This window comes from Roseateles cavernae (assembly GCF_040187885.1).
GTDB lineage: Bacteria > Pseudomonadota > Gammaproteobacteria > Burkholderiales > Burkholderiaceae_C > Roseateles_E > Roseateles_E cavernae.
The window spans coordinates 74250-94304 of the sequence record NZ_JBDPLH010000001.1 but is presented as its reverse complement, the minus strand read 5'-3'; the positions used below and the strand labels follow the sequence as shown (position 1 = coordinate 94304).

18 protein-coding genes are annotated in these 20055 nt (G+C 67.8%); 9 read left to right on the top strand and 9 right to left on the bottom strand.

Features of this window, described 5'->3' with window-relative positions:
* Positions 1–109 precede the first annotated feature (109 nt).
* The 5 genes from ABGI63_RS00460 to ABGI63_RS00440 all read right to left on the bottom strand — a co-directional run bounded on the left by ABGI63_RS00460 (position 110) and on the right by ABGI63_RS00440 (position 5033).
* The gene (locus tag ABGI63_RS00460) at positions 110–2830 is read right to left on the bottom strand and encodes a M16 family metallopeptidase (RefSeq protein ID WP_349740510.1); all 2721 of its coding nucleotides are present in this window, start codon (positions 2828–2830) and stop codon (positions 110–112) included.
* A gap of 80 nt (positions 2831–2910) precedes the next feature.
* Positions 2911–3633, bottom strand: coding sequence for a DUF4386 domain-containing protein (locus ABGI63_RS00455; RefSeq protein ID WP_349740509.1), 723 nt, complete (start codon positions 3631–3633; stop codon positions 2911–2913).
* 46 nt (positions 3634–3679) lie between these two features.
* Positions 3680–4030 carry a hypothetical protein gene (locus tag ABGI63_RS00450; RefSeq protein ID WP_349740508.1) on the bottom strand — a complete coding sequence of 117 codons (351 nt, stop codon included), beginning with the start codon at positions 4028–4030 and terminating at the stop codon, positions 3680–3682.
* Between the two features lie 79 nt (positions 4031–4109).
* Entirely contained in the window at positions 4110–4532 is a 423-nt protein-coding gene (locus ABGI63_RS00445) for a hypothetical protein (protein WP_349740507.1), read from the bottom strand.
* Between the two features lie 90 nt (positions 4533–4622).
* On the bottom strand, positions 4623–5033 hold the full coding sequence (locus ABGI63_RS00440; protein ID WP_349740506.1) for a DoxX family protein: 411 nt from the start codon (positions 5031–5033) through the stop codon (positions 4623–4625).
* A 164-nt stretch (positions 5034–5197) separates the two neighbouring features.
* Between ABGI63_RS00440 and ABGI63_RS00435 the strand changes: the two genes are divergently transcribed.
* From ABGI63_RS00435 to ABGI63_RS00425, 3 genes are all read left to right on the top strand, one after another.
* Complete coding sequence (locus ABGI63_RS00435) at positions 5198–5857, top strand: LuxR C-terminal-related transcriptional regulator (RefSeq protein WP_349740505.1); 660 nt, start codon at positions 5198–5200, stop codon at positions 5855–5857.
* A 52-nt stretch (positions 5858–5909) separates the two neighbouring features.
* On the top strand, positions 5910–7748 hold the full coding sequence (locus tag ABGI63_RS00430) for a hybrid sensor histidine kinase/response regulator (protein ID WP_349740504.1): 1839 nt from the start codon (positions 5910–5912) through the stop codon (positions 7746–7748).
* Between the two features lie 62 nt (positions 7749–7810).
* A complete protein-coding gene (locus ABGI63_RS00425) occupies positions 7811–8191 on the top strand; it encodes a hypothetical protein (protein WP_349740503.1) in 381 nt (126 codons plus the stop codon).
* 48 nt (positions 8192–8239) lie between these two features.
* Here the strand turns inward: ABGI63_RS00425 and ABGI63_RS00420 are convergent, their stop codons facing one another.
* Both ABGI63_RS00420 and ABGI63_RS00415 read right to left on the bottom strand, forming a co-directional pair.
* Positions 8240–9190 (bottom strand): tripartite tricarboxylate transporter substrate binding protein, encoded by a 951-nt coding sequence (locus ABGI63_RS00420; RefSeq protein ID WP_349740502.1) that lies wholly within the window; start codon positions 9188–9190, stop codon positions 8240–8242.
* Complete coding sequence (locus ABGI63_RS00415; protein ID WP_349740501.1) at positions 9183–10097, bottom strand: LysR family transcriptional regulator; 915 nt, start codon at positions 10095–10097, stop codon at positions 9183–9185. Before ABGI63_RS00415 ends, ABGI63_RS00420 begins: the two co-directional genes overlap by 8 nt.
* 89 nt (positions 10098–10186) lie before the next feature.
* Here ABGI63_RS00415 and ABGI63_RS00410 point away from each other — a divergent pair, with 89 nt between their 5' ends.
* From ABGI63_RS00410 to ABGI63_RS00385, 6 genes are all read left to right on the top strand, one after another.
* Positions 10187–11404 carry a PEP-CTERM sorting domain-containing protein gene (locus tag ABGI63_RS00410; protein ID WP_349740500.1) on the top strand — a complete coding sequence of 406 codons (1218 nt, stop codon included), beginning with the start codon at positions 10187–10189 and terminating at the stop codon, positions 11402–11404.
* Positions 11398–12729, top strand: a complete 1332-nt coding sequence (locus ABGI63_RS00405; RefSeq protein ID WP_349740499.1) for a hypothetical protein — start codon at positions 11398–11400, stop codon at positions 12727–12729. The genes ABGI63_RS00410 and ABGI63_RS00405 overlap by 7 nt, the downstream gene beginning before the upstream one ends.
* A gap of 185 nt (positions 12730–12914) precedes the next feature.
* Positions 12915–14057: a TRAP transporter substrate-binding protein gene (locus ABGI63_RS00400; RefSeq protein ID WP_349740498.1), complete on the top strand. Its 1143-nt coding sequence runs from the start codon at positions 12915–12917 to the stop codon at positions 14055–14057.
* A gap of 71 nt (positions 14058–14128) precedes the next feature.
* The gene (locus tag ABGI63_RS00395) at positions 14129–14749 is read left to right on the top strand and encodes a TRAP transporter small permease subunit (protein WP_349740497.1); all 621 of its coding nucleotides are present in this window, start codon (positions 14129–14131) and stop codon (positions 14747–14749) included.
* Complete coding sequence (locus ABGI63_RS00390) at positions 14746–16680, top strand: TRAP transporter large permease (RefSeq protein WP_349740496.1); 1935 nt, start codon at positions 14746–14748, stop codon at positions 16678–16680. Before ABGI63_RS00395 ends, ABGI63_RS00390 begins: the two co-directional genes overlap by 4 nt.
* 43 nt (positions 16681–16723) lie before the next feature.
* Positions 16724–17497, top strand: coding sequence for a DUF2189 domain-containing protein (locus ABGI63_RS00385; RefSeq protein ID WP_349740495.1), 774 nt, complete (start codon positions 16724–16726; stop codon positions 17495–17497).
* Positions 17498–17506: 9 nt separating this feature from the next.
* On the opposite strand, the gene ABGI63_RS00380 is transcribed toward ABGI63_RS00385, so the two are convergent.
* Both ABGI63_RS00380 and ABGI63_RS00375 read right to left on the bottom strand, forming a co-directional pair.
* Positions 17507–19036, bottom strand: a complete 1530-nt coding sequence (locus tag ABGI63_RS00380) for a methyl-accepting chemotaxis protein (RefSeq protein WP_349740494.1) — start codon at positions 19034–19036, stop codon at positions 17507–17509.
* 198 nt (positions 19037–19234) lie between these two features.
* Entirely contained in the window at positions 19235–20041 is an 807-nt protein-coding gene (locus tag ABGI63_RS00375) for a substrate-binding periplasmic protein (protein ID WP_349740493.1), read from the bottom strand.
* Positions 20042–20055 lie beyond the last annotated feature (14 nt).

Genomic DNA, 20055 nt, shown 5'->3' with positions numbered 1-20055 from the left:
ATTTCTTGCGCTGAATGTAAGGCATCGCATTCCGCGCACCTGCCTGGTGAGCGACAAAAAAGCGGCCTCTTGGGCCGCTCGGTCAAGCAAAGAGAGAGACTGTGCTGGTCTACTTGAAGTCGCCCGCAAACACGATCTGGAAGTCTTCCAGCTTGAAGTACTTGCGCAGCGCCGCGTTGACCTGCTCCAGGCTCAGCGCGGCGATCGCATCGTCGACCTGCTGGCTCTTGGCCATGGTGCGGCCCAGATAGAGGTTGCCGGCCAGTGCGCGGCTCAGGCCGGGGTCCTGGGCGCGGCCCAGGCGGCGCTGCGAGAGCATGGCTTTCTTGGCGCTCTCGAGTTCGGCAGCGCTGAAGCCGTCCTTCAGCGCGCGTGCCACTTCCTCGCGCAGCGCGGTCTCGACCTTGGCGCGGTTGCTCGGCGCGAAGATGGCGCCGATATTCCAGGGCGAGTTCAGGTCGATCTGGCTCCAGGCCAGGAAGGACCAGACGCCGTAGCTCAGGCCGTCCTTCTCGCGGATGCGGGTCCACAGCCGCGAATCCTGGCCGCCGCCGAACAGGTAGTTGGCCACCGAGACCGCCGCGTAGTCGGTGTGGTCATCGTTCAGCGCCAGCGGCATGCGGGCGGCCAGCACGGCGTTCTGCTTGTCGGGCGTGGCCAGCAGCTGCTGCTTGCCCGGCGCGCCGGCACTGGGCGTCGCGATGCGCTGGTAGGGCGCGGCGGCCTTCCAGTCGCCCAGGGCCTTGTCGAGCGCCGTCTTCAGCGCTGCGGCATCGAAGTCGCCGACCGCGCTGAACTGGGCCTGGGCCGCACCGTAAAAGCGCTGGTGAAACGCGCGCAACTGCTCGATCTTGACGGCCTTGGTGTCGGCCTCGATCTCGTCAAAGCTGCGGCTGTGGCGTACATCGCCGCGCGGATAGGGGTTGATGGCCAGCGCCAGCGCGTTCTCGGCCACCGCCTCGGGCTCGGCGCGCTGCGCCTGCAGGCCTGACAGGGCCTGGGCGCGCACCTCTTCCAGCGCCTCGGGGGCCAGCGCCGGGCGGCGCAGCATCTCGGCGATCAGCGTGGCGGCCTCGACCGCATGCTCGCGCTTGGTGACCCAGGCGATGCTGACCGAATCGGCCGCAGGCATCACGCGCAGCTCCACCTTCAGTGCATCGAGCCGGTCGCGCAGCTGCTGGCGGCTCAGCGTCTGCGTGCCTTTGTCGAGCAGCGCGCCGGTGGCCTCGGCCACCGGGCGCAGGCCCTTCAGGCTGTCGGCGTCGCCCCAGCGCAGCGTGATGCTGGCATTGACCGCGCCGCCGCGCGTAGGCTTGGGCAGCAGGGCCAGCTTCATGCCGTTGGCCAGCTGATGGGTCTGGGTCAGCTTGTCGATATTGGCCGGGCTGGCGTCGAAGGCGGCCACGGCGGCTTCGGCGGCGGCCGGCTTGAAGGCCTTCATCTCGGCGGCCACATCGACCTTGGCCGGGGCCGGCGCGCGCAGCGGCTTGTCGGTCGGGATGTAGTGGGCCAGCGTGCGGTTGGCCTGGAGCAGGCGTTCGTTGGCGACCCGCTGCACATCGGCCAGCTGGGCGGCCTTGACGCGGTCGCGCAGCAGGAAGAACAGGCGCCAGTCACCCTGGCTGATGGTCTCGGACAAGGCGGTGCCGACCTGCTCGGGATCGGCGAACTGCTGCTCCCAGCGGTTCAGCCAGCGCTGCTGGGCGCGCTTGAGTTCGTCGGCGCTGATCGGTGTCTTGGCCAGGCCTTCGACGACGCTCAGCATCTCGCGGCTGAGCGCATCGAGATCGGCGCCCGGGGCCAGATCGGCGCCAATCATCGTGAAGCCCGGCTCGGCCAGCGGCGCGCTGAAGGCACTGACCGAGGCGGCGGTCTTGCTGGTCTCGACCAGCTGCTTGTGCAGGCGGCCGGCCGGCGGCTCGGTCAGGATCAGGTTCAGCAGCTCGACGGCCGCATAGTCCGGGTGCGGGCCGGGCGGCACATGGTAGGCCACGTTGGCGCTGGCCACGCCGCCGTTGCGGCGCACCGTCACCATGCGCTCGCCGTCCTGCACCGGGTCCAGGGTGTAGAGCTTGGGCAGCTGGCGCTTGGGCGCGGGGATCCTGCCGAAGCTGGCCTGCACCCAGGCCAGCACCTGGGCCGGCTCGAACTTGCCGGAGACGATCAGCGTGGCGTTGTCCGGCTGGTAGTAGGTGCGGTAGAAGCCCTGCAGGCGCGGGATGTCGACGTTCTCGATATCGGCGCGCGCGCCTATCGTGCTCTTGCCGTAGTTGTGCCAGCTGTACATCGCGCCCATCAGACGCTCGTAGACGATGTAGCCGGGGTTGTTCTCGCCCATCTCCATCTCGTTGCGCACCACGGTCATCTCGGTGTCGAGGTCCTTGCGGGCGATGAAGCTGTTGACCATCGCATCGGCCTGCCAGTCCAGATACCACTTCAGGTTGTCGTTGTTGGCGGCGAAGCTGGCGAAGTAGTTGGTGCGGTCCAGCCAGGTCGAGCCATTGGCGCGCAGGCCCCGCTTGCTGAACTCGGCCCAGGGCGCGCGGTTCTTCGGCGTGCCCTTGAAGATCAGATGCTCCAGCAGATGGGCCATGCCGGTCTCGCCATAGTTCTCATGCTTGGAGCCGACCCGGTAGGTCATATTGACCGTGGTGCTGGGCTTGGAGTTGTCCGGCGCCAGCAGCAGCTGCATGCCGTTGGCCAGCCGGTACTCGGCAATGCCTTCGACCGTGGTGACGGCCGCGAGCGGCTTGGTCGCGGCCTGGGCGCCGGCCGTGCCGAAACAAAGAGCCAGGCACAGCGCCAGACCGAGGGGGCGAACAAGAGTCATGGTGACAAATCCGGTGGATGCAGTTTTGGCGGGACAGAGGGTAGCAGCCCGAGGCGGGGGTGCCAGAAGTATGGGTGGCCTCAGGCGAGCGCGTCGGCTCGCCGCCGCGCCCATTGCGGCAGGTCCACGCCCTTGACGATCAGCCACAGCGCCAGCGCCAGCTCGCCGATGAAGGCCGGCAGCAGGATGGCGGGAAACAGCGCCGCCGCAAGCTTGGGGGCCAGCAGCAGCGCGAAGCTGTTGAGCAGATAGCTGAGGCCCGCGAGCAGCAGCAAGAGCCCCAAAGGCCTGGGCAGGAAGCCGCTGCGGGCGATCAGCCAGCCGCGCAACAGGCAGGCGATGCCGAAGAAGATCAGGCCGATGCCGAAACCGTAGGCATGCAGATTGATCGCCAGCCTTGTCAGGGCCTGCAACTGCGCGGCGCTGAAGGCCTGGCCACTACCCTCCAGCAGCAGAATCGGCAGCAGCAGATTGAGCTTGTTGGCGGCCAGCACGGCGGTCTGGACCAGGTTGAACCAGGTCGCCAGCAGCGCCAGGCGCCGGCTGACCGGCCGCAGCAGGTAGTAGAGCGCCAGGATCACCGGCAGATCGAGCACATGCATCAGCAGATCGCCGGCGATGCCGGCCCGCCACAGCAGCGGCTCGGCGGCGATGCGTGCCGCGGTGGCCGCCGCATCGCCGGCCACGACCAGGCTGCCGCGCACCACCGCCTCACCGAATAGCCCGAGGGCGATGATGGCCAGATACAGCAGGCCGGTGATGCGCAGACAAAGCTGCGGCGAGCGTTCGAGGGATGGGGTCATGGGCAGATTCTGCAGTCTCCGAGCCCGGCCGCAGGGCCTGCGCCCGCTACCACGTCATGGCCCAATCGATGCTCACATGGGGCCGGAGCTGCAGTTCGCAGAACTTGACCTGCAGGTCGTTATAGCCGACGCGCAGCAGTTCCCGGGTCGACGTGGTTTCGATCCGCCAGTCGACGGCCAGCACCGATTGAACCCGCAGACGGCGCACATCACCCTGCCACCACTCGAACGAGAACTCGGCCTCGTCAGGCGCCAGGGTCGCGATGATGCGGTCCTGGCCGCGTGTGGTCTCGAAGCGGACGCCGTAGTACCAGCCCTCGGGATGTACCCAATCGGGCTCGGTCTCGAAGAAGACCACGTAGTCGAGCAACTCGGGTCGGGCGGGGTGGCTATCCATGATCAGGGTTCAACAGTCGATCTGTGGGTCGTGTTCGATGGCGTCCGTTGGCGGGGTCCTGGCAGGATTGACGAGCCCGTCAAGTGCCGAGCGTGGCCATCCGGGCGATGAACCAGATGGCGGCCGACGTGACCAGGGTCGAGATGACCGCCACGACAGCCGAGTGTGCAAACGTGAGCCCCAAAGCCATCCGGAATCCGAGCACATAAGCACCGTACTGCAGCGCCAGCAACATCAGGCCGCTGCCGCTGTTGAGCAGTTCCCGGGGAGCGCCGACCATGAAGCTGAAGGCTGTGAATGCCGCGATGGCGGTAAAGAACAAGGACAGGACAATCGCCTTGAATGCTTCGGTCAGCGACACGCTGACCCTCGACACTGCCGAGCTCGTGGCCTGAACGGCCATCGATGCCAAAAGCAGGGACCCGGAAAAAACCAAGGCGCCCTTGAGTGGCGCCACCACGAACAAAGCCAGAAAGAAGAGAACGACCAAGAGGTACGCCATATGCCCGCTTCGGTGCTTGCCGCAAGGCAAGGTTGATCAGGGCGGCATTTTAGGGTGATCTCTGCTGGCTTCGACTCCCACCAAAGAGGGTCAACCGTCCGATCCGCCGGCTCGCTGGGTATCCGCCGCCGCGATCACCAGCAAGGCCACCATCAGGCACAGGCTGTACTCGACCCCGCCCGTGCCATGCTCGCCAACAAACCAGCCGAAGTGGCGGTGGATCAGCACAATGCCCACGGCCGCGATCACGAACAGGCCAGTCGCGGCCCAACGCACCTGGCGGCCCAGCGCCATCAGGCTGCCGGCGATCAGCTCGTACAGCGTGATCGTCCAGACCCAGGCGAGGCCGTTGGCAAAGCCGCTGCGCTCCATGAAACCGGCGAACTGGGGCAGGCTGCCGCTGACGATGCGCACCGTGGCATGGGCCATGAAAAAGATCGCGACCGCCACGCGCAGCAAGACCAGGGCCTGAGGCAAAGTCACGAAGGGGTAGCTGGGCATGTTTATTCACAGCCTTACTAGGTCGTTGGCGAGCTCGCTGAGTCTGCGGCGCCGCCGGGCGCATGCCTACCCTACCGTGGTAGGGTGTTGCGAGCGCTCGGAAAGAACGCCAATCCATCCACCGGGCGATGATCGAGGCAAGGGGAACTATGGCGGGCGAGGGCATGAGTTGGGCGCCGGATGGGCAGTACTACGCGCTGGTGGTCGATGACCACCCGCTGGTCGCGCGCGGCATTGCCGAGTACCTGCAGACGCACTGCGGGTTCGAATTGGTCCGGCTGGCCGCCGACGGTGCCGAGTGCCTGCGCTGTGTCCAGACCCAAGGCTCGCCGGCACTGGCCGTTGTCGACTTCTGGTTGCCGGACGGGGCGGCCCTGTCGCTGTTGCGCGAGCTGCTGCAGCAATGCCCGTCGACCCGGCTGCTGGTGCTCAGCGGCGACGAGGACTTCGGCGTCCAGATCAAGGTGAGGGAGGCCGGCGCGCAGGGCTTCTTGTGCAAGCACGAGCCGCCCGAAGTCTTTGCCCGGGCGGTCGCGAGCCTGCTGGCAGGCGCCGATTGGTTCCCGCACTCGCGCGAGCTCACGCTGCCGCAGGCGCCGCGCCGCGAGCTACCGGTCCGGGCGCGCGACCTGGGTCTGACCGAGCGCCAGGGTCAGGTCTTGAGCATGATGCTGCGCGGCCTGCCGAACAAGCACATTGCGCGCGCGCTGGCGCTGTCGGAACAGACGGTCAAGGAACATGTGACCAGCATCCTGGGCCGGCTCGGGGTGGCCAATCGCATGGAAGCGATCAAGCGCTTGCAGGGCCGGCGCATCGAGGCATGAACGAATGAGCCAGGGTGTGTGGGTCCGCTTGCGGCGCTGGTTTCCCAAGCCCATGACGGGGGAGGTCCTGGGCATGCGTGGCGAGGTGCGCATGCTGGAGCTGATCCAGCACCGACTGGTGCTCAGTGTCTGTGCGCTGCCGCTGATCGGCGTACCGCTGACCCTGTGGTTCCAGGGCCTGGGGCGCGACCCGCGCGGCATGCTGGTCTGGACCCTGGTGTATGCGGTGGCCGCTCTCGTGTTGCTGCTGCAAAGACGACTGTTCCGTCGCGATGTGGCGGCCACCGATGCGCAGGATGTGCAATGGCTGGCTCTCTGGCAGCCCATCGTGCGAGGCATGAGCCTCGCGCATGGCGTGGGGCTGGCCTCGCTGGGCCTGATCGTGCTGCTGACGCCGGGACACCAGGTCTTCGACTTTGTCCTGCTGCTGCACATCGGCCTGGCGGCGGTGATCGTCGGCAATGCCGCGTTCGAGCTGCCTGCTGTGGGAATCTTTCTGCGCCTGTATGCCTTCGGTTGGGGCGTTGCGACGGCGCTGTCGGTCCTGGTGTGGGCCTACTGGCCCTCGCTGATGCCGAACGGCGAGAGCGGGCCGCCCAGCCCGGCCGACGCCTCGGGGCCCTGGCCGGTCATTGTGCCCTTGTCGCTGCTGCTGCTGGTGGCCCTCTACCGGCGCGCGGTGATTGCCCACAATTTCTTTGTCCAGCAGGTGCAACTGGAGGAGCGCAGCCTGGGCCTGGCCCAGGACTATCAGCGCGCCACCGAGAGGGCCGAGCAGGCGTTGCGCGTCAAGAATCAGTTCCTCAGCACCGCCAGCCACGACCTGCGCCAGCCGGCCCATGCGATGGGCTTCCTGATCGAATCGATCGCGCACCGCAACCGTGATCCCGCGCTGGTGCCGGCGCTGGATGATCTGCGGCGCAGCGTGCGCTCGATGAATCTGATGTTCAATGCGCTGCTCGACCTCTCCCGGATCGAAGGCGACGGTGTCGCGGTCCGCCGGGTGCCGGTGGCCCTCGACACGCTGATGCAGGAAGTGGCCACCTTGTTCAGCGCGGAGGCGCGCAGCCGCGGGCTGCGTCTGCGCGTGCGCCCCGGCGGCGCTGCCGTGGTGCTGGCCGATCCGGTGCTGTTGCGGCAATCGCTGGTGAACCTGACTCACAACGCGCTGCGCTACACCTCGCGCGGCGGTGTGCTGCTGGCCGCGCGGCGGCGTGCTGCTCACTGGCGGCTGGAGGTCTGGGACAGCGGCATGGGCATCGCCAACGAGGACATGACGCAGATCTACGCGCCCTTCTATCGTCACCAGAGTGCGCGCAGCGTCGATGGCGCGGGTCACGGTCTGGGCCTGGCCGTGGTGTCGCGCTGTGCCGATCTGATGGCCGCTCCTTATGGCCTCGAATCGATCAAGGGGTGTGGCTCGAGATTCTGGCTGTTGCTGCCGGCAGCCAATCTGCACGAATCGGCTCAAGCCGGGCAGGCCGGCATGGCGGTGCCGCTGCAGGCGCTGTCCGGCCGCTGCCTGGTGGTCGACGATGATCCGCAGGTGTCGGCGGCCTGGACCAGCCTGATGCAGGCCTGGGGTGTCGAGGTGCGCAGCGCGGCGTCGGCGGCCGAGGCGGTCGCGCTGCTGGACGCCGGCTTCGAGCCTCAGGCGATTCTCTGCGACCAGCGGTTGCGTGGCGGCGAAAGCGGCGTCGAGGTTCTGAAGCAGCTGTTCTGCCGTTGCCCCGAGGCCAGCGGCGCGATGGTCAGCGGCGAGTTCGTCTCCGAAGCGCTACAGCAGGCTGAGCGCGAAGGCTATCTGGTGTTGCGAAAGCCGCTGGAGGTTGCTCAGCTGCATGCCTTGCTGACGCAGTGGCTGCGTCCCGACAGCACCCTACCGCAGTAGGGTTCCCGGGCATCGCGAGAGTCCGCACACTGGCTGCATCACCACCAGCCGAGTCTATTCCGATGCATGTTTCGAAGCACCTTGCCGTGGCCTGCCGCGCCGCCGCTGCCCTGATCTTTGCAGGCCTTGCCGGCTGTGCCGCCACCATCGACCAGGGCGGGCTGGAGCAAACCACCTCGGCCTCCATCGGCCGGCAGGTCGGCGACTTCTCGATCACCGAGAAGACCGAAGGCACCGGCGGACGCATCGACTACAAGGTGCGGACCAAGGACGGCGCCAATTACAGCTGCCTGATGTACTCGGCCACCGGTTTCCAGAAGGTCATGTCCTTCGGCCAGACCCCGAACTCCAGTGCGATCTGCACGCAGATGGTCAAGGGCAGCACGCCCGCCGCGCCGGCCGCCAGCTGCAATGCGCTGCTGAAGGCGGCGGGCAAGTGCTGAGGGGAGCGGCGAAGCCGGCTTCATCGGCATTGCCCATGTGCTCTTCTTCTATCTGCCGCCCAGCCCCATCGACACTGCCCGGCCGCGCTCGCGCTCTATCAGCTGCTCGAAGTCCCGCGCGCTGCCGCCGCCCGGCAGATTGCTGCTGGCGGCCAGGCGTTGCTGCAGCTCGGGCTCGGCGAGCAGCTCGTTGAGCAGCTCGTTGAGGCGCTGTAGCCGCTGCGGCGGCAGGCCCTGCGGCGCGAAGATGCCGAAGCTGGAGACCAGATTGGCTGTGGGGTAGCCCAGCTCGGCCAGCGTCGGCACCTCGGGCAGCGCGGCCAGGCGCCGCGGCGCGCCGACCGCGATGGCTTTGAGCCGACCCTGGCGCACATACTGCAATTGCTGGGGCGCGACATTCGAGGACAGCATCTCGAACTGGCCGCTCAGCGCGTCATTGAGCTGCTGGCCGCCGCCCTTGTAGGGCACATGGGTGATGTCGACGCCGGCGGCCAGCTTCAGCTGCTCCAGCACCAGATGGCCCGTCGTGGCCTGGCCCGAACTGGCCCAGCGCACGCGGCCCGGCTGGCTGCGCGCCAGGACCAGCAGCTCGGCCAGGCCGTCGGGCTTGAAGCCGGCATGGGCCAGCAGCAATACCGGCGTGTCCATCACCCGCATCACCGGCGCGAAGTCGCGTTGCGCGTCGTAGGCCGGCTTGCCCAGCAGCGGCGCGATCACCAGCGGGCTGATGGCCGAATAGCACAGCGTGTGGCCGTCGGGCGCGGCGCGCGCCAGCGCCTCCATCGCGGCCACGCCGCCGGCGCCGGCGCGGTTCTCGACCAGCACCGGCACCTTGAGTCGATGGCTCATGCCATGAGCCAGTAGCCTTGCGGTCTCGTCGCTGACACCGCCGGGCGGATAAGCCACCAGCAGCCGGATCGCCCGCTCTGGCCAGGCACTGGCGGGCAGCGCGGCCAGCAGGGTCAGCAGCAGGGCCAGCAGAACAACAGGCCTAGGCATGCTCGAGCGCGATCTCGCGCGCCAGCTTCAGGAAGCTGGCCATGGTCCCGAGCTGGTCGGCCCGGCGGTAGACCAGGGTCAGCGGGGCTTGCAGCGCGGCGTTCTTCGGCAGGGGCCGGTAGACGATGGAATGGGCATGGGCGCCGCGCATCGAGGCCGGCACGATGGAGATGCCGGCACCGGCCGCGACCAGGTTCAGGTTGGTCATCATGCGCTCGACCTCGGCGGCGATGCGCGGCTGCACGCCGGAGCGCTCGCACAGGCTCAGCAGATTGGCATAGAGGCCGGCCGCGCCGGGGCGGCGCACCAGGATCAGCGCCTCGCCATGCAGCTCGGCCAGCGGCACCGCCGTGTGGCGGTTGCGGGCCGTGCCGGCCAGGCGGTGGTCCAGCGGCACGGCCAGCAGCGCCGGCTCGCTGAGCAGGGTCTCGAACACCAGCTCATCGGGCCGCGTCACCGGCACCCGCACAAAAGCGCAGTGCAGCCGCGCCTTCGCGACCGCCTCGCTCAGCGCGGCCGCGTTGTCCTCGCTGAGCGTCAGGGCGATGCCCGGGTGGCGGCTGCGGCAGGCGCGCAGCACCGCCGGCGTGTAGGCATGGGCGGCGGCCGAGCTGGTGAAGCCCACCGACAGCAGGCCCTGCTGGCCGCTGGCCAGGCGCTCCATGCGCTCGCGCATCTCGCCGAAGTCCTGCAGCAAGCGCCTGGCCTCGACCAGCAGCAGCCGCCCGCCGTCGGTCAGGCTCACGCCCTTGGGATGGCGCTGCAGCAGCGGCAGGCCCAGCTGCTGTTCCAGCGCCTTGATTTGCTGGCTCAGCGGCGGCTGCTGGATGCCCAGCAGCGCGGCGGCACGCGTCATATGGCCTGTTTCGGCCACGGTGACGAAGTAGCGGAGCTGGCGCAGGTCCATATGTAAAAAGTCTTGAGATCCGGGTTCCGGGATATTTGACCCGAGGGCGCAGCCATCCTACTGTGCGCGGCAAACACAAGGAGACCGTGATGAAACTCAAGCTTGCCGTCCTTCTGCTGGCCGGCGCCGGCAGCCTGCAGGCCGAACCGATCAGCGTGCTGTTCGTCGGCAACAGCTACACCTTTGGCCGGGTCGATCCGGTGATGAGCTACAACAGCGCGAATGTGCGCGACCTGACCGCTGCGATGGCGCTGGCCAACCCCGCCGGCAGCAACAGCTTCGAGCCTCACCCCTGGGGCGGGGTGGCCGGCATCTTCAAGCAGTTCACCGTGCAGGCCGGGCTCGACTATGACGTGGCCTTGTCGACCCGCAATGCCGCCTCGCTGCGCGGCCACTTCCTGAACAGCAACCCGGCCGGCTGGGACTTGCGCGGCAATATCGCCTCGCAGACCTGGAGCAAGCTGGTGCTGCAGGAGCAGAGCGACGAGGCCCTGCCCAAGCAGGCCGGGCTGGCCTCCAACCCGGCCTACTTCAACACCTATGTGGACCTGATCGAGGACTACGCGCACCAGGGCCATGCGCTGTCCTACCGCGAGCGCGATCTGATCGGCGGCAGCAACGCCGAATGTGCGGCCATCACCGGCGCCAGCGCCGGCACCTGCGGCACCCTGCGCAACATCCCTGCCAATGCGAACGCCAGCGCTGCCACCGAGCTCTATCTGTACCAGACCTGGGCGCGGCCCAATCTGGTCAACGCGCCGTTCACGACCGTCACCGATCCGGTGACCGGCGCGGTCAGCTTCACCAGCACGCCGGCCACCTCCTTCTACGGCTCGCTGGGCGCGATGAGCGAGGACCTGCGCGCCGCCTATCAGACGGCGGCGACCCTGGCCGGGGCCGACGGCAGCGGCGGCGTCACCGCGATCGCACCGGTCGGCGACAGCTTCATGCGCGCGATCGCCAGCGGCATCGCGACAGCCGATATGTATGCGACCGATGCCGCCAGCGACGGCCTGATCGACCTCTGGTTCGACGACGGCACCCATGCCAGCAAATACGGCTCCTATCTGAGCGCGCTGACCCTGTTCGGCAGCCTGACCGGGCTCGATCCGGCCTCGCTGGGCGCGGCCGAGATCGCGGCGGCCGACCTGGGCATCGGCAGCGCCGACGCGCTACGGCTGCAGCGCGTGGCCAGCGAGCAGCTGGGCTTCACGACGCCGGTGCCCGAGCCGTCCAGCTACGCGCTGCTGCTGGCCGGCCTCCTGCTGCTGGGCCTGCGCGCGAAGAGGGGCTCGACCTCATGCTGATGATCCCGAGACTGGCGCTGGCCCTGAGCCTGGCGCTGCTGGCGGCCTGTGCCCACCAGACCCCGCCCGTGGTCGAGGCCGCGCCGCAGCCCCGGGCCTGCCCGGCCGGTCTCGGTGCCGATATACGCTGCCTGGGCGGGCAAGACAGCGCCGGCGCCTTCTATCTGATCGCCATGCCCGGCGACTGGAACGGCCGGCTGCTGCTGCATGCCCATGGTGGCCCCTTTCTCGGCGCGCCGACGATGAAGCGGGTCGAGGAGGACTTGCAGCGCTGGTCCATCATGCCGCGCGCCGGCTATGCCTGGGCGGCGTCCAGCTTCCGCCAGGGCGGTGTGGCGGTGACGGCGGCGGCCGAGGACACCGAGCGCCTGCGCGGCATCTTCAGGCAGCATGTGGCGCTGCCGGCGCTGACGATTCTGCACGGCCAGTCCTGGGGCGGCGGGGTTGCGGCCAGGGGCGCCGAGCTGTTCACCGCCGGCAAACCCTATGACGGGGTGCTGCTGAGCAACGGCCTGCTGGCCGGCGGCACCCGCTCCTACGACTTCAGGCTCGATCTGCGCGTGGTCTATCAATACCTGTGCAACAACCATCCGCGCCCCGACGAGCCACAGTACCCGCTGTGGATGGGGCTGCCGGCCGGCGCCTCGCTGAGCTCGGTCGAGCTGGCCCAGCGCGCCAGGGACTGCCTGGGCCTGGGCCTGCCGGCCGCCGAACGCAGCGCCGAGCAGGCCCGCCGGCTCAGGACGGTCGTCGACGTGGTCCGCATTCCCGAGCGCAGCGTGCTGAGCCATCTGAACTGGGCCACGTTCCACTTCCAGGACATTGCCGCCAAGCGCAGCGGCGGCGGCAATGTGTTCGGCAATATCGGCGCGGTCTATCGCGGCTCGGACGATGACCGGACCCTGAACGCCGGCGTGCTGCGCTACGCCGCCGACCCGGCCGCCGTGGCTCGTTTCGGCGTCGATGCCGACCCCAGGGGCCGCATCCCGGTGCCGGTGCTGAGCGTCCATGGCATCGACGACCCCACCGTCTTCGTCGAACTGGAGTCGGTCTGGGCCGACACCATGGCCAGCGCTGGCCGCGCCGACGGCCTGGTGCAGGCTTTCACCGAGGACAGCGATCACAGCTACCTCAGCGACGCCAGCTATGTGGCCGCGCTGCAGGCGCTGCAGGCCTGGGTCGAGCAGGGCCGCAAGCCGACGCCGGCCTCGGTGGCCGAGGGCTGCCGCGCGGCCCAGGCCCGTTTTCCGTCGAGCTGCCGCTTCCGGCCCGGCTACCGGCCGCCGGCGCTGGAAAGCCGGGTGCCAGCACGGCGCCAGCCCTGAAAGAGGGGTGTTCAGAAAATGTCCATGTGACCGGGGGGCCTCGCGGGTTTGACCCACTTGCCCGCTCCGGTCAAGGCTTTGATATTCAAGTCCGGCGTGGCCAGCCTCGGGCACAAGAGGCGGTGGCGCGGCGTTGGGCGGCTGCCCAGGCGCGAATGCTTGACTTCAAAACCTAGGAGACCGAGATGAGCGTAGAACCCAAAGACCAAGCCCCGGCCGCACGCCGGCGCTTCCTGAAGAAAGCCGCCACCGGCACGGCCGCCGCCGGCGCGCTGGCCGCGCCGATGATCGCGACGGCCCAGACCACCAGCCTGCGCTTCCAGTCGACCTGGCCCTCGAAGGACATCTTCCACGAGTACGCCCAGGATTTCGCGAAGAAGGTCAACGACATGGCCGGCGGGCGGCTGAAGATCGAGGTGCTGCCGGCTGGTTCGGTGGTGCCGGCCTTCCAGCTGCTGGACGCCGTGGCCAAGGGCACGCTGGACGGCGGCCATGGCGTGGTGGCCTATCACTACGGCAAGAACTCTGCGCTGGCGCTGTGGGGTTCCGGACCCTCCTTCGGCATGGATCCGAACATGCTGCTGGCCTGGCACAACTACGGCGGCGGCAAGGCGCTGCTGGAGGAGATCTATGCCTCGCTGAACCTGGATGTGGCCTCCTATCTCTACGGCCCCATGCCCACCCAGCCCTTTGGCTGGTTCAAGAAGCCGATCGCCAAGGAGGCCGATCTGAAGGGCGTGAAGTTCCGCACCGTCGGCCTGGCGGTGGACATGTACACCGATATGGGCGCGGCGGTGAACCCGCTGCCCGGCGGCGAGATCGTGCCGGCGCTGGACCGCGGCCTGATCGACGGCGCCGAGTTCAACAACGCCAGCTCGGACAAGCTGCTGGGCTTCCCCGATGTGGTCAAGAACTGCATGTTGCAGAGCTTCCACCAGAGCGGCGAGCAGTTCGAGATCCTGTTCAACAAGACCAAGCTGAACGCGCTGCCGGCGGAGCTGAAGGCCATCGTCGAGTACGCCGTGCAGGCGGCCAGCGCCGACATGAGCTGGAAGGCCATCGAGCGCAACTCCAAGGACTACGAGGAGCTGAAGAAGGCCGGCGTCAAGTTCTACAAGACGCCCGACGCCATCCTGCGCGCGCAGTTGGCCGCCTGGGACAAGATCATGGAGAAGAAGGGCGGCGAGAACGCAATGTTCAAGAAGATCCTGGATAGCCAGCGCGCCTTCGCGGCGCGCGCCGGCCAGTGGCAGGGTGACTACACGGTGGACTTCAAGATGGCCTACAACCATTACTTCGGCCGCAAGGCTCCGGCCAAGAAGGCCTGAACGGCCGGCGCCGAATGAAAGGGGGCGCCGCGCCCCCTTTTTCTTGAGATACGCGTTGGGAAGGAATCGTGATGCAGAACCTGCTGCTGGCGGTGGACCGGTTCTCCACCTGGATAGGCAAGGCCTTTGCCTGGTCGGTCGTGCTGCTGACCTTGCTGATCAGCTGGGAGGTTTTCTCCCGCTATGTGCTGAACAAGCCCCACGCCTGGGTGCTGGACGCGCAGATCATGCTCTACGGCACCTTGTTCATGACGGCCGGTGCCTACACGCTGAGCAAGAACGGCCATGTGCGCGGCGACGTGCTCTACGGCTTCTTCCGCCCGCGCACCCAGGCCTCGGTCGACCTGCTGCTTTATCTGCTGTTCTTCCTGCCCGGCATCGTCGCGCTGACCTGGGCCGGCTGGCAGTATGCGCAGGAGTCGCTGGCGATCCGCGAGCAGACCTTCTCGGCCGATGCGCTGCCTCTGTACCCCTTCAAGTTCATCATCCCGTTGGCCGGCGGCGTGCTGCTGCTGCAGGGCCTGGTCGAGATCGTGCGCTGTGTGCTGTGCCTGCGCGACGGGCAATGGCCCCGGCGCGATGAGGACGTCGAGGAGGTCGATGTCGAGAAGCTCAAGGAGATGGTGCATGTGAAGGACGCCGACATCGAGGCGCTGGACCAGTACGTCAGCAAGAAAGGCGGCCAGGCATGAAACTTCGCAAGGAACTCTGGTTCGGCTTCATCCTGATGGGGCTGATCATCGCGGCGGTGCTGGGCATGCTGATCGCCGTGCCCAAGATCACCAACGGCCATATCGGCCTGCTGATGCTGTCCCTGGTCGTCGTTGCCATCATGCTGGGCTTTCCCACCGCCTTCACGCTGATGGGCATGGGCATGCTGTTCACCTGGATCGCCTACGAGGAGAACACCACCAAGACCCTGGATCTGATGGTGCAGTCGGCCTACAAGGTGATGTCCAACGATGTGCTGATCTCGATCCCCCTGTTCGTCTTCATGGGCTATCTGGTCGAGCGGGCCAATCTGATCGAGAAGCTGTTCCGCAGCCTGCATCTGGCGCTGGCGCGGGTACCGGGCTCGCTGGCGGTGGCGACCTTGGTGACCTGCGCGGTGTTCGCCACCGCGACCGGCATCGTCGGTGCCGTCGTCACCTTGATGGGCTTGCTGGCCCTGCCGCAGATGCTCAAGGGCGGCTACGACGTGCGGCTCTCGGCCGGCGCGATCACGGCCGGCGGCTGCCTGGGCATCCTGATCCCGCCCTCGGTGCTGCTGATCGTCTACGGCGCCACCGCCGGCGTGTCGGTGGTGCAGCTCTATGCCGGCGCCTTCTTCCCCGGCCTGATGCTGGCGGGGCTGTACATCGTCTACGTCATCATCATCGCCAAGCTCAAGCCGGCGATGGCGCCGCCCTTGACGGCCGAGCAGCGCTTCGTGCCGCTGCCGCCCGATCTGCTGAAGGTCGGTGCCACCCAGGCCAAGCGCGCCGTGCCGCAACTGATCCAGGCGCTGAAGGGCTCGCGCAACCATGGCGTGCCGACCTCGTACCTGCTCAAGCAGCTGGGCATTGCGCTGCTGCCGGCCCTGCTCTTCGCGGCGGTGGCGCTGGCCAGCTACAACAGCGCGACCAAGCTGCCGCCGCTGGAAGCGCCGAGCAGCGAGCTGTCCGAGATGGGTGCCGGCGGCGCGCCTGGCGGGCTGGCCGAGCCCAGCGGCGGGCTGTCCGAGCCGCCGGCCGAAGAGGAGGAACTCAAGGAGATGGGCAGCGAGGAGGCCGCCAGCGAGGTGGCCAGCGAGGCCGCCTCCCCGGCGCTGTCCGAGGCCAGCGCCGCCGCACCGGCCGCTGCCGAAGCCGTGCAGACCGAGCGCAAGCCCGCCTCTGCCACTTTCTGGATCGGCTTGGGGCTTGGCGCGCTGGCCCTGCTGGCCTTCTACGCCATCCTGAGCTTTGCGCGGCTCGAGATCTTCAAGATGCTGCTGTCCAGCTTCTTCCCCTTGCTGGTGCTGATCATGGCGGTGCTGGGCTCCATCGTGTTCGGCCTGGCCACGCCCACCGAGGCGGCGGCGGTCGGCGCCCTGGGCGGCTTCCTGCTGGCCATCGCCTACCGGCAGCTGACCTTGAGCGTGGTCAAAGAGAGCGTGTTCCTGACCGCCAAGACCAGTGCGATGGTGTGCTGGCTGTTCGTCGGCTCGGCGATCTTCTCGGCCGCCTTCGCGCTGCTGGGCGGGCAGGAGCTGGTCGAGCAGTGGGTGCTGAGCATGAATCTGAGCAAGACCCAGTTTCTGGTGCTCAGCCAGTTCATCATCTTCATCCTCGGCTGGCCGCTGGAGTGGACCGAGATCATCGTGATCTTCATGCCCATCTTCATCCCGCTGCTTGACAATTTCGGCGTTGACCCGCTGTTCTTCGGTCTGCTGGTGGCGCTGAATCTGCAGACCGCCTTCCTGAGCCCGCCGGTGGCGATGGCGGCCTTCTACCTGAAGGGCGTGGCACCCAAGCATGTGACCCTGAACCAGATCTTTGCCGGCATGCTGCCCTTTATGGGCATCCAGGTGGTGGCCATCGTGCTGCTCTATATGTGGCCGCAGATCGGCATGTGGTTGCCGCAGGTGCTGTACGGACGCTGACAGGAGGACTAGCATCGGCAGGCCGTCTGCACAGGAGTTCATCATGAATCAGCTGCTTGCCGAGTCCTCCGAAGCCATCGCTATGCCGCGTGTGCGCCAGGTCGGCCTCGACCGACCCTGGGTCTGGCTGCGCCGCGGCGGCACCGACCTGCTGCGCACGCCGGCGCAGAGCCTGGGCACCGGCGCCCTGGTCGCGGCCATCGGCCTGGCGCTGGGCGGAGCCGGCTGGCAGGCCTCCTATATGGCGCCGGCCCTGCTGGGCGGCTTTCTGCTGGTCGCGCCCTTCCTGGCCATCGTGCTGTATGCGCTATCGCGCCAGCTGGAGCAGGGCGGGGCGGTCAACAGCGCCCAGGCCTGGCGGGCCTGGCGGGCCAACGCCGGCTCGATCGCGCTGTTCGGCCTGATGCTGGCCCTGGCCTATATCGTCTGGGAGCGACTGGCGGCCATCGTGTTCGCGCTGTTCTACGAGGGGCAGCCACTGCAGCTGTCGCGCTGGCCGCTGGAGCTGATGTCCGGCCAGTACAGCACGCTGCTGCTGGCCTTTGTCTGCGTCGGCGCGGCGCTGGCGGCCCTGGTGTTTGCGCTGGGCGTGGTCAGCGCGCCGCTGCTGATCGACCGCCCTGTGGACGCGATCACCGCGATGCTGACCAGCCTGCAGTGCTGCCGCGTCAACAGCGCCGCGATGCTGCTGTGGGCCGCGCTGATCGCCGGGCTGACGGCGCTGGGTTTCGCCACGCTGATGCTGGGCCTGGTCGTGATCTTCCCGCTGCTGGCCCACGCCAGCTGGCATGCTTACCGCGACCTGGTCGAGCCCTGAAGTACCCGCTCAGGCGGGCTGCGCCTCCAGCCTGAAGGCCTCGACCAGCCCTGCCAGCTGAGCGGCCTGGGTCTGCATGCTGGCGGCCGCCGCCGCACTCTGCTCGACCAGGGCCGAGTTCTGCTGGGTCATCGTGTCCAGATGGGCGACGGCCTGGTTGACCTGGCCGATGGCCTGGCTCTGCTCGCGGCTGGTGGCGCTGACCTCGCCCAGCACATCGGCGACGCGGCGCACGCTGCCGACCACCTCGCTCATCGTGCTGCCGGCCTGGTTCACCAGCGATGAGCCGGCATCGACCTCCGAGACGCTGGCGCCGATGAGTCCTTTGATCTCCTTGGCGGCCGCGGCGCTGCGCTGTGCCAACGAGCGCACCTCGGCCGCGACGACCGCGAAGCCGCGACCCTGTTCGCCGGCGCGTGCTGCTTCCACCGCTGCATTCAGCGCCAGGATATTGGTCTGGAAGGCGATGCCGTCGATCACGCCGATGATGTCGCCGATGCGGCTCGAGCTGGTCTGGATGCGGCCCATGCTGGCGACCACCTGGCCCACCACATCGCCGCCGCTCTGGGCCACCTGGGCCGCATTCAGCGCCAGCTGATTGGCGGTGGCGGCCGAGTCGGAGGAGTGGCGCACGGTGGCGGTCAGTTGCTCCATCGTCGAGGCGGTCTGCTGCAGGCTGCTGGCGGCCTCCTCGGTGCGGTTGCTGAGATCGGCATTGCCCTCGGCGATCTCGCTGGCCGCGGTGCGGATGTTCTCGGCGCCCGAGCGCACCGACTGCACGATATCGCGCAGCGATACCACCATGGTGTTGAGTCCGCGCTGCAGATCGCCGATCTCGTCGCTGCGCTCGCCGCTGGCGATCTGCACCGACAGGTCGCCGCTGCCGATGCGCTCGGTGGCGGCCAAGGCGGCGCGCAGCGGCGGCACGATGGCGCGCACCATCAGCCCGGTCGACACCAGCAGCAGCAGCACCACGGCGCTCAGCACGCTGGCGGTGATGGTGATGTCGATGCTGCGCGAGCGCTGGGCCTCGGCGGCCAGGGCCACCGCGCGCTCATGCTGGAGGTCGACAAAGGACTTCTGCGCATCCAGATAGCCGGTCAGCTCGCCGCGCACCTTGGCGATGGCGGCGTCGCTGCGCTCCTTGGCGGCGCTGTTGCGCGAGGCGATATAGCTGGCCCGGGTCTTGGCGATATGTGCCAGGCTGGCCTTCTCGGCCTCAGATTCGGCGGCCGCGTCGATCTTCTTCTGCAGCTCCGAGATAGCGGCCGAGGTGGCATCCATCTCGGGCTTGAGCTGGCCGGCCAGCGCCGTGTCCTGGCTCATCAGCCCGGCCATGGTGCGGGCCGCATTGGCCTGGGTCAGGCCGGCCCATTGCAAAGCCATCTCGAGCTTGTCGCGCTGCGCGGTCTGGGCCTGCTGCTCGCTGGCCAGTTCGCTGGAGGTGCGCCAGCTGGAGATCACGGTCACCGCCGTCAGCAGCACGGCGGTCGCGAGCGTGGGAAGCCATAGACGGAACGAGATGCCCAACTTCTTCATCGCATGTCTCCTGTTGGCCGGTACCGGCCTTATGGCGTCGATTGAATGCCCCTGCGCCGCAATAGTCAATGCGGAACAGTCACTGTTTCGGAGCCCAACTCCGAGGCTTGTGCGATGTGTCGACAGAAATCCCGCAGGCCATGGGCGCTGCGGGCTGCGGATCAGGCGGGCGGGGTCAGGCCTTGCGCACGGGGCTCTTCAGCGCCCGCAAAACTCGGTCTGCGCCGCCGGATGCAGCTGGGCGTACTTGGTTTCGAAGGCGAGCTGCTGACCTTGCAGCCAAGCGACTTGGGCCGGCTGCCTCAGGAACGCGCTCAGCTGCGGCAGCACGGCCAGGTGCTTGGAGCGCTTGGACATCTGCATGAACAGCTGCCCCTCGATCACCTTGCCTGGCAGCAAGCGCAGCTGCCCCTCACAACCCATATTGCGTATCAGTTGCTGGCCTGCGAGTCGTGCCGTGATCACCGCATCGAGTCGATCAAGAGCGAGCTTTTGCAGATTGTGCGTTTCGCTGATCGCAATATCGAGCCGGGCATGCTGTGCCAGATAGCTGTCGAACTCCGACCCGAAGCTCACGCCGCGCCCCATGCCTAGGCGCAGACCATGCAGGTCGGCCCAGGATTTGTAGACCAGGTTGCTGTTCTGGCGCACGATCAGCACCGCTTCATTGCGGCCGACCGGCGGCTCCACCATCACCGCGTACTCGCGCCGCTTGTCGGTCGCAAAACCGCACAGGTTCAGGTCGACCTCGCCGGTCTCGACCATCAGCTGGCAACGGCTCCACGGGCCTGGCGGCTCCACCTTCAGCGCCAGCCCCACGGCCGAGAATGCCTGCCGCGCGGCGTCCACGCAAACGCCGATCAGCTGCCCCTCATGATCCCAGCTCATCGGCGGCGCGGCCGGGTGACCGCAGGCCCGCACAAGCGGCCGCTCATCCAGCTTGTCCTTGGCCCATGCACCGGCGTTCAGGCACATCAGCAGGGCAAGGAAACGGCACAGCTTCATGGGCGCATGATACC

What these genes read in the sequence shown, in the direction of transcription:
- ABGI63_RS00460 (WP_349740510.1), bottom strand. Translation starts at nt 2,830, where the DNA reads ATGACTCTTGTTCGCCCCCTCGGTCTGGCGCTGTGCCTGGCTCTTTGT.
- ABGI63_RS00455 (WP_349740509.1), bottom strand. Translation starts at nt 3,633, where the DNA reads ATGACCCCATCCCTCGAACGCTCGCCGCAGCTTTGTCTGCGCATCACC.
- ABGI63_RS00450 (WP_349740508.1), bottom strand. Translation starts at nt 4,030, where the DNA reads ATGGATAGCCACCCCGCCCGACCCGAGTTGCTCGACTACGTGGTCTTC.
- ABGI63_RS00445 (WP_349740507.1), bottom strand. Translation starts at nt 4,532, where the DNA reads ATGGCGTACCTCTTGGTCGTTCTCTTCTTTCTGGCTTTGTTCGTGGTG.
- ABGI63_RS00440 (WP_349740506.1), bottom strand. Translation starts at nt 5,033, where the DNA reads ATGCCCAGCTACCCCTTCGTGACTTTGCCTCAGGCCCTGGTCTTGCTG.
- ABGI63_RS00435 (WP_349740505.1), top strand. Translation starts at nt 5,198, where the DNA reads ATGAGTTGGGCGCCGGATGGGCAGTACTACGCGCTGGTGGTCGATGAC.
- ABGI63_RS00430 (WP_349740504.1), top strand. Translation starts at nt 5,910, where the DNA reads ATGACGGGGGAGGTCCTGGGCATGCGTGGCGAGGTGCGCATGCTGGAG.
- ABGI63_RS00425 (WP_349740503.1), top strand. Translation starts at nt 7,811, where the DNA reads ATGCATGTTTCGAAGCACCTTGCCGTGGCCTGCCGCGCCGCCGCTGCC.
- ABGI63_RS00420 (WP_349740502.1), bottom strand. Translation starts at nt 9,190, where the DNA reads ATGCCTAGGCCTGTTGTTCTGCTGGCCCTGCTGCTGACCCTGCTGGCC.
- ABGI63_RS00415 (WP_349740501.1), bottom strand. Translation starts at nt 10,097, where the DNA reads ATGGACCTGCGCCAGCTCCGCTACTTCGTCACCGTGGCCGAAACAGGC.
- ABGI63_RS00410 (WP_349740500.1), top strand. Translation starts at nt 10,187, where the DNA reads ATGAAACTCAAGCTTGCCGTCCTTCTGCTGGCCGGCGCCGGCAGCCTG.
- ABGI63_RS00405 (WP_349740499.1), top strand. Translation starts at nt 11,398, where the DNA reads ATGCTGATGATCCCGAGACTGGCGCTGGCCCTGAGCCTGGCGCTGCTG.
- ABGI63_RS00400 (WP_349740498.1), top strand. Translation starts at nt 12,915, where the DNA reads ATGAGCGTAGAACCCAAAGACCAAGCCCCGGCCGCACGCCGGCGCTTC.
- ABGI63_RS00395 (WP_349740497.1), top strand. Translation starts at nt 14,129, where the DNA reads ATGCAGAACCTGCTGCTGGCGGTGGACCGGTTCTCCACCTGGATAGGC.
- ABGI63_RS00390 (WP_349740496.1), top strand. Translation starts at nt 14,746, where the DNA reads ATGAAACTTCGCAAGGAACTCTGGTTCGGCTTCATCCTGATGGGGCTG.
- ABGI63_RS00385 (WP_349740495.1), top strand. Translation starts at nt 16,724, where the DNA reads ATGAATCAGCTGCTTGCCGAGTCCTCCGAAGCCATCGCTATGCCGCGT.
- ABGI63_RS00380 (WP_349740494.1), bottom strand. Translation starts at nt 19,036, where the DNA reads ATGAAGAAGTTGGGCATCTCGTTCCGTCTATGGCTTCCCACGCTCGCG.
- ABGI63_RS00375 (WP_349740493.1), bottom strand. Translation starts at nt 20,041, where the DNA reads ATGAAGCTGTGCCGTTTCCTTGCCCTGCTGATGTGCCTGAACGCCGGT.